Here is a 7,652-nt window from a genome sequence, read left to right on the forward strand (position 1 = left end):
GAAGCTACGCCGTCCGGGGGCGGCTCTCAGGCTCTCAGGCTCTCAGTGAGCAGAGAGCTGGCCGGGACGGGACGGGACGGCGTCAGGGCGGGGGAGTGGGGCCTCTGTGGGTTAGGGTGAGGAGTCTGCGGAGCTGGGACCCTCTCCCGCATGGCTGCGTTGCCAGATGAAGGCCGCCAGGGCCATCGCCGTTTGTTCCTTGGGGCTATGCTCATCGCTGCCCAGCAGATCCTGGGCGCGGTGGAGGCGATAACGGATTGTATTGACATGGACGCCGAGGCGTTCGGCCACGGCCTGAGCTGAGCCAAGCGTCTGAGCCAGGACGAAGGTCTCGGTCAGGTGGGAGCCAGTGGCTCGATCGTAGTCGAGCAAGGGCTTGAGCAGCTTGGTGGCGAAAGCTTCCAGGTCCTTCATCAGGCGCGGGTTCTCTAGCAGGCTATCCAGACCGAAGGTGTAGACATCGAGCAGATACTCGCCGTAGCCCTCGCGGCGGGCCTTCTGGGCCAGGGCGATGGTGTGGGTCAGGCCCATCTTCAGATCTTCCAGCGAGTGGTAACGTCCGCCGTAGACGATCCACAGTGGCTGCACGCCGCAGTGTTGCAGCAAGGCATCGCGCACCTTCGATGGCGGCTGAGGAGCCTGGCCTTCCAGCAAGACGATGGCCGTGTCGTCGTCGACAAAGATCAGGGGACTCTTCAGGCAGTCCAGCACCACGCTCTCGACGATCATGCGCTTACGGGCCGATTTCATGGCCTGCAGGCTGTCCTGGGGCCAGGCCAGCACCCAGAACTGGCCACGCTCCACGGGTAGGCCGAGCCGGTAGCCATCTTGCTCCACGTATTGCAGCGAATGGCCCTTAAGCAGCGAGCGGAGCCACTGCTCGCGGCGGCGGTCAAGCTGGTCTTGCACCTGCTCCAGGCGAGTGATTACCAGGTTGCAGGCCACCACCAGATCGTAGAGGAAGTCCGGCCAATGCGGAGGCGGTAACGACACGGCAGGGCAGAGGTAGACCGCGCCGGCGCGATCAAGGCCGGCGAGCGCCAGCGGGACCACCTGTACCTTCTCTGGCTGGCGGGCGCGCTCAGCACGCAACTGCTCCAGCTCCTCGCTGCGCGCCAGGACATAGGGCTTGCCGCTGCCATCGGTCACAATCACCGGTCCCTTGATCAATTGGCCGGCCCAGTTCTCGACGGCCTCTACGCGGTTGGCGTGCAGCAGTAGCTCATACCAGGCCGTTTTGGCGTCAGGAGTACGCACCAGGCCGGGCCAGTGAATCACAGTGGGGCGCTCGGCGAGGGGCAGCGGCTCCAGCAAGCGGGTGAGACGCTGGCCAAGGAGAAATTCCGCCAGCGAGAAAGGGGCGACAGTGCGCCTCGTCGTGTAGAGGACAGCGGCCACGTGAACGTTACCATCGGGCACGGACTGCGAACGCACTGGGAGGGCCATGCCTGAGCGCACCTGTTCGCGGTCGACGATATCGGAGACGCTTGGGTCGCGGTAGGGAGAGTTGCGATAATCGCCGCGTCCCATCGGTGTTCCGTAGGCAGCGACGCGCCCACCGATCCCGCGTCCCAGGCCCAGGGCGAAGCCGAAATTGCTGTGGCGGGCGCCCAGGTGGCCGGCGATCTCCACCACATCGTTATAAGCCTGGCCCCAGAAGGTAAAATCGGCGCGAGTCACGATGCGCGCCAGGCTCAAAATAGCGGCCAGGGCCTGGGCGTCGCCGTGGGCCAGGGCCTCGATGAGGGAGCGATCGTGCACGGGTGAGCTAGGCGAAAAATACTGTTCCTCCTTCTCCTCCACCTCTAGCAGGGCCTCCAGGGTCTGGCGCACGCGCAGCAGCCCCTCGTTCGGGGGCAGAGTGAAAGCGCCGCCCTCGCCAGGAGTGGGCCAGAGAATCCAGAAGGCGCGTCGACCGCTCTCGGGGGAAGCGAGCTTCAAGAGGAGGGCTGGCGGCATATCGTTGAGGCCAGTGCGCAGATCGCGTTCGAGTACGCTGGCCACCATTTCGGGGGAGGGATCGAGGCGTGCTGAGAGCCAGCGATGCATGGCGTTGCGCCGGATGCCGGCATAGTGGACCTTCCACGGCCCTTTGCGCTGCGGGCAGGGCCAGATCAAGGCCGTGGCCACAGCGGGCACGCGTGTCAGCAGCTCCTGGAGAGCGCGCGCAATGGCCTCCTCGCGCTGCTCTGGGCAGAGGGCTGCGCTCTTTAGGGCATGCGTCACGGGGGTCCAGGGATCTGGACAATGCTCTTGCATAGTGGCGCCCTCGCCATTGTGGAAGCTAACAAATAGCTATCCGCCAATTTGTAGATAGAGACATTGTATACCATCACGCTGCCTGTTTACAATAGGCTTGCACGAAACGCCAGTGGCCGCCAGGGTCGGTGCCAGCGGCAAGGAGAGGAACCTGCGGCGGCGCAGGCAGGCGAGGGACTGGCCTGAGTGGGCTAGTCAAGGTAGGCTGCCCGTACTGGCCGGGCAGGCGAGTAGAGGCAAGCCCGGCTGCAGTGGGCCGTAGCCGCCCTGCCGATCGAGTGTCCGCGGCGGGTCTGAGCAGGGAAGCGAGTCGGGCCAGAGAGAGTCAGCATCGCTGCCGACGGAGGAAGCGCCTATGTTAGAGCTGCAGGACGTTGCCGTCACCTATCAGAACGTCATCCCCGCCTTGCGGGGTGTCTCGCTTGAGATCCCTGAAAAGGTGGTCGTCGCCCTGCTGGGCACCAACGGAGCCGGCAAGACCACCCTCCTGCGGGCCATCTCCGGCCTGCTCCCATTGCATCGTGGCGCCCTCGTTGGTGGTCACATCCTCTTTGCAGGCGAGCGCCTCGATCGCCTCTCTCCCACGCGCATCGTGCAGCTGGGCATCGCCCAGGTCCTGGAAGGGCGCCGCATCTTTGACGATCTAACCGTTGATGAAAACCTCCACGCCGGCGCCATCACCGTGCGCAATCCCACCGCTATCCGTCGCGCCTATGATCGCGTCATGAGCCTCTTCCCGGTCCTTGCCGAGCGGCGCAGCAGCCGTGCTGGTTATCTCTCGGGCGGAGAACAGCAGATGCTGGCCATCGGGCGCGCCCTGATGGCCTCGCCGCGCCTGCTGCTCCTCGACGAGCCATCCCTTGGCCTGGCCCCCTTCATGGTACAGCGCATTCGCAACATCATTGCCGAGATCAACGCTGAAGGCACCGCCGTACTGCTCGTCGAACAAAACGCGCAAATGGCTCTCTCGGTGGCTCACTACGGTTATGTGCTGGAAACGGGGCGCGTCGTTCTGGCTGCCCCAGCAGCGCGCCTCTTGCAAGAGGAGAACATCCGTCAGTTCTACCTGGGCCTGCGCGAAGGAGAGCGCCAGCTCGCGCTTGGGCGCCTGCGCCAGCGGCAGGAAAGGGTGGCGGAGAGGAGGTGGCAGTCATGAGTGAGAGGCCTCACCACAGCAACCTGGCCAGCGACAACCACCAGATCAATCCCAGCGAGCCGCTGCTGCGTGTTGAACAGCTCTCGGTTCGCTTTGCGGGGGTGCGCGCTCTCAGCGAGGTCTCTTTCGTCGTCTGGCCGGGCGAACTCTTTGCCGTCATTGGTCCCAACGGCGCTGGCAAAACCTCCCTGTTTAATGTGCTCTCGCGTGTCTACCAGCCCGAGGCGGGGCAGGTCATCTTTGCCGGTCAGGACCTGCTGCGCCTGAAACCCCACCAGGTGGCCAGGGCTGGCATCGCACGCACTTTCCAGAACATGGGCCAGTTCCCCACGATGACCGTCCTGGAGTACCTGCTGCTGGGCCGCCATACGCGCATGCACAGTGGCATCCTGCGCGCCGGACTGTTTATCGGCCCGACCCGCCGGGAAGAGTGGGAGAACCGCGCCTACTGTCTCCATATTCTCGATTTGCTAAACTTGAAAGAGGTGCGCGACCGGCCTCTGGGCAGCCTGCCCTATGGCCTGCAAAAGCGGGCTGATCTGGCGCGCGCCCTGGCGATGGAGCCGCGGCTGCTGCTTCTGGATGAGCCGGTGGCGGGCATGAGCCTGGAAGAGACCGAGGAGATTGCCGCCATCATTCTGGAGATCAAGGAGCAGCTCGGCATCACCCAGATCCTTGTTGAGCACGATATGGCGCTGGTCATGGGTCTGGCTGATCGTGTGCTGGTGCTGGACTTTGGTCGCGTCATTGCCGAGGGCAGGCCGGCGGAGGTTCAGGCCAATCCGGCAGTCATCAAAGCCTACCTGGGCGAAGAATCGGAGCAGCTGCCGGCGCCCGCCGATGACCTGCCCGCCGTCTCCGAGAACTAAACGCCGCCTCGGACTGGCAGGCGTGTCAGCTTACAGCTCTGCTTACTCGCTCGTATGCTTGCTCGTTTGCCCGTGCAGAGATGCCAGAAATGCTCTCTGGACCTGAGCGTACCAGAGAGCCGATGGTGATACCCATCGCTCGATCGCCCTATTTGCGGCTTGCTTGTGCAGGAGGAGCTATGAGCTATGGCCTACTTCCTTCAGCTAGTCTTTGCGGGCGCAGCCCAGGGATGCATCTACGCCCTGATCGGGCTGGGCTTTAGCATCATCTTCAAGGCGAGCCAGGTCATCAATTTTGCCCAGGGCGAGCTGCTGCTGGTTGGCACCTATGTCGTGGCCAGCGCCGTCCTGAACTGGCATCTGCCTTTTTTGCTGGCATTGCCGCTGGGACTACTGGTCACCATTGTCATCGGCCTCGTCTTTGAGCGCCTTGTGCTGCGCAGGATGATTGGTCGTCCACCCTTCACTGTCCTCATGATTACCATTGGTCTGGACATCATTCTGCGTACGCTGGTCATTGTGGGCTGGGGTTCGCGCACCATTCCGGCGGCCACGCCTTTCTCCGTTACCAGTGGCTTCAATGTGGCCAGCGTGCATCTGGGCAGTAGCGATCTCTGGACCATTGGCGTGACTATTGTGCTCTGCATTGCCCTCTACTATTTCTTTCGCCACACACGCTACGGGCTGGCCATGCGGGCCACAGCGCTGGATCAAGAGGCGGCCCTGGCTATGGGGATCGATGTGCGCAATGTCTATGCCCTGGCCTGGGGACTGGCGGCGGCCATCACGACGCTCGGTGGCGTCCTGCTGGCGATCGATAGTCTGGCCATTGATCCCAACTTTGGCAATGCGGCCCTGGTGGCTTTTCCGGCCATCATTCTGGGCGGCCTCGACTCGGTCAGCGGTGCGGTTGTCGGCGGCGTCATTATCGGCCTGACCAGCGTCCTGACGGCTGGCTACGAGAGCCGCCTGCCGGCGGTCGTTGGCACGGGCCTGCACGAGGTAACGCCCTATCTGATCATGATCCTCATCCTCATGATTCGTCCCTATGGTCTCTTTGGCTCAAGAAAGGTAGAGCGCGTATGATCGCTACGAGGGAGCCTGGCCGTAGCCGTCTTCGTCAAGAGCTGCCGCGGGAGGCCGAGCCACCTCGCTTGCTGGGGAGCCTGGCGCGCTGGCTCTGGCTGGGGGTTGGAGTGCTGGCCTTGCTGCTCTTCTTCTCGCTGGCCAGCGACGACTGGTTTACTATTGTCAACTACTGCCTGATTGCGGCGATCGCCACCTTGGCGCTCAACCTCCTCTCGGGCTACACTGGCCAGATCTCGCTGGGCCTGGCCTTCTTCATGGGCCTGGGAGGCTATACGGCGGCGCTCCTGGGCGGCAATCCGCCCGCAGGCCCGCTTGATCCTTGGGGCCTGGGCCTGCCCGTCTTCATCTGGCTGCCGGCGGCGGGCCTGGTTGCGGCTCTGGTGGGGGCGCTGATCGGGCCGAGCGCCCTACGCCTGCGTGGCTTCTATCTGGGCATTGTGACCCTGGCTCTGGTCTTCATCGGCAATTATCTATTCCGCAACCTGAGCTTCATCACCGGGGGGCCGCAGGGGCGCAATTTCCCGGTGCCGGCCTTTGGAGGCTTCTCGCTCGACCAGCAGAACAGCATCCTGGGCGTCGCCCTGACCTCGGGGCAGCAGTATTTCCTGCTCATCCTGGTGGTCCTCCTGCTCTCGGCACTCTTCGTCTACAATCTCAGTCGTTCACGCGTCGGTCGCGCTATGCGGGCCGTGCGGGATCACGAAGTGGGCGCTGCCATCATGGGGGTGAACCTTTTCGAGGTCAAGATGGGGGCCTTCGTGCTCTCCTCGTTCCTGGCGGGCGTGGCCGGCGCGCTCTATGTCTCCTATGCGCGCTATGTGATCCCCGACTACTGGAGTCTGAGCCTATCGATCCAGTTTGTGGCGGCCATCATCATCGGTGGCATTGCCGATGTCTGGGGGTCGATCCTGGGGGCTGCCTTTGTCTTCGCCCTTCCCCAGGTCATCGACTACTTCTCGCTGCTGCCGCCCAGCACTGGCGGTGGGGGCCTCAGCAGCGGAGATTTGAACGCGCTCCTCTATGGCTTGCTGATCATTGTCTTCCTGCTGTTTGAGCCAGGCGGAGTCATTGGTCTGGTGCGCCGCCTGCGCCCGGCTGGGCCTCGCCCCCAGACGTTGGGGACGAGCGCGGGCGCGGGCGCGGGCGCAGGCGCGGGCGCGGAGACAGCCAAAGAAGGGGGTGAGAGCATCGAGGTGGTTGATCTTCAGCAGCACGTCCCTGGCCCCGGCGAGGAGCGGGGGAGTGGCGGAACCGGTGCCTCCTGAGCGCGCCTGACGAGATCTGGACGGGTCTCGTCGCGTCTACTCCCCTCTTCTTGCCTGCCAACTTGCCAGTGGGTCAGCCTGTGGTGGCATACCTGCACTTCGCTTGAGGTCTGCAGTCAGGAAGCCAGTAAAAGCGAACCAGCCGGGTTTTATGTGCTATCTTGTGCCTTTGGCTCGATAAGGGGGTAATTGTTTATGGCTACGAAACGCTTCTTGTTTGCCTGTATACTCATCCTCCTGGCCGGTCTACCGATCCTTGCAGGCTGCGCGGGCAGCAACACGGGCAGCAGCTCGGGTGGACTCAAGGCGGGACCTGGTGTCGATCTCAATAAGAAGACGATCACGCTGGGCATCCTCTCGCCCTACTCGGGGCCGGTGGCTGGGCCGGTCGGCATCCCGATCGCCAATGGCGTCAAAGCCTTCTTCTATCACGTCAATGACCACGGCGGCATTAACGGCTTCAAAGTCCAGTTCGTTGAACAGGATACGCAGTACAGCCCGCAGCTGGAGGTGCAGAAGTATAACCAGATTCGCAACCAGGTGCTGATGATCGCCGACAGCCTCGGGACGCAGCCAACCTTTGCCATCAAGGATCTGGCGGCTGCCGATCACATGCTGGTCTCGGCTGCTACGCTCTCTTCGGCGCTGGCGCGTGAGAAATATCTGATCCTCGTTGGCACACCTTACCGTCTGCAGGTGGAGAATGCTTTTGACTACGTTGTCAATAAGCTCGGGGTCAAGAATCCAGCCACGGCTATCATCTATCAGAACGATGACTATGGCCAGGATGGGCTAACGGGCTACCGCGAGGCAGTGAGTGTCTACCACCTGCACGACGTGGCCCAGGTCTCCTTTGCGGTCAATGATACGGATTTCACCGCCCAGGTGGCGCAGCTGAAGGCTTCCGGGGCGAAGTACGTCTTTATGACGACGCTGCCGACGGCGACGGCGACTATTATCGCTACAGCCTATAAGCTGGGCTACAATCCGCAGTGGATTCTGCAAAGCCCGGCC

6 protein-coding genes are annotated in these 7,652 nt (G+C 63.0%); 5 read left to right on the forward strand and 1 reads right to left on the reverse strand.

The window, feature by feature from the left end; all coding sequences use genetic code 11:
• Nucleotides 1-111: 111 nt before the first annotated feature.
• The gene (locus IRZ31_RS18750) at nucleotides 112-2,259 is read right to left on the reverse strand and encodes a PucR family transcriptional regulator (RefSeq protein ID WP_297156466.1); all 2,148 of its coding nucleotides are present in this window, start codon (nucleotides 2,257-2,259) and stop codon (nucleotides 112-114) included.
• Between the two features lie 355 nt (nucleotides 2,260-2,614).
• Between IRZ31_RS18750 and IRZ31_RS18755 the strand changes: the two genes are divergently transcribed.
• The 5 genes from IRZ31_RS18755 to IRZ31_RS18775 form a co-directional block, all read left to right on the forward strand.
• Nucleotides 2,615-3,415 carry an ABC transporter ATP-binding protein gene (locus IRZ31_RS18755; RefSeq protein ID WP_297156468.1) on the forward strand — a complete coding sequence of 267 codons (801 nt, stop codon included), beginning with the start codon at nucleotides 2,615-2,617 and terminating at the stop codon, nucleotides 3,413-3,415.
• The gene (locus IRZ31_RS18760; RefSeq protein WP_297156470.1) at nucleotides 3,412-4,284 is read left to right on the forward strand and encodes an ABC transporter ATP-binding protein; all 873 of its coding nucleotides are present in this window, start codon (nucleotides 3,412-3,414) and stop codon (nucleotides 4,282-4,284) included. The genes IRZ31_RS18755 and IRZ31_RS18760 overlap by 4 nt, the downstream gene beginning before the upstream one ends.
• A gap of 186 nt (nucleotides 4,285-4,470) precedes the next feature.
• Nucleotides 4,471-5,370, forward strand: coding sequence for a branched-chain amino acid ABC transporter permease (locus IRZ31_RS18765; protein WP_297156472.1), 900 nt, complete (start codon nucleotides 4,471-4,473; stop codon nucleotides 5,368-5,370).
• Complete coding sequence (locus IRZ31_RS18770) at nucleotides 5,367-6,638, forward strand: branched-chain amino acid ABC transporter permease (RefSeq protein WP_297156474.1); 1,272 nt, start codon at nucleotides 5,367-5,369, stop codon at nucleotides 6,636-6,638. The genes IRZ31_RS18765 and IRZ31_RS18770 overlap by 4 nt, the downstream gene beginning before the upstream one ends.
• Before the next feature lie 195 nt (nucleotides 6,639-6,833).
• Nucleotides 6,834-7,652 (forward strand): ABC transporter substrate-binding protein (locus IRZ31_RS18775; RefSeq protein ID WP_297156476.1); only part of this gene is annotated, 819 nt, incomplete at its 3' end.

The sequence above is a fragment of the Thermogemmatispora sp. genome (assembly GCF_019683635.1).
Lineage (GTDB): Bacteria > Chloroflexota > Ktedonobacteria > Ktedonobacterales > Ktedonobacteraceae > Thermogemmatispora.

Coding starts and splice junctions, on each gene's coding strand:
- IRZ31_RS18750 (WP_297156466.1), bottom strand. CDS start 2,259: ATGCAAGAGCATTGTCCAGATCCCTGGACCCCCGTGACGCATGCCCTA.
- IRZ31_RS18755 (WP_297156468.1), top strand. CDS start 2,615: ATGTTAGAGCTGCAGGACGTTGCCGTCACCTATCAGAACGTCATCCCC.
- IRZ31_RS18760 (WP_297156470.1), top strand. CDS start 3,412: ATGAGTGAGAGGCCTCACCACAGCAACCTGGCCAGCGACAACCACCAG.
- IRZ31_RS18765 (WP_297156472.1), top strand. CDS start 4,471: ATGGCCTACTTCCTTCAGCTAGTCTTTGCGGGCGCAGCCCAGGGATGC.
- IRZ31_RS18770 (WP_297156474.1), top strand. CDS start 5,367: ATGATCGCTACGAGGGAGCCTGGCCGTAGCCGTCTTCGTCAAGAGCTG.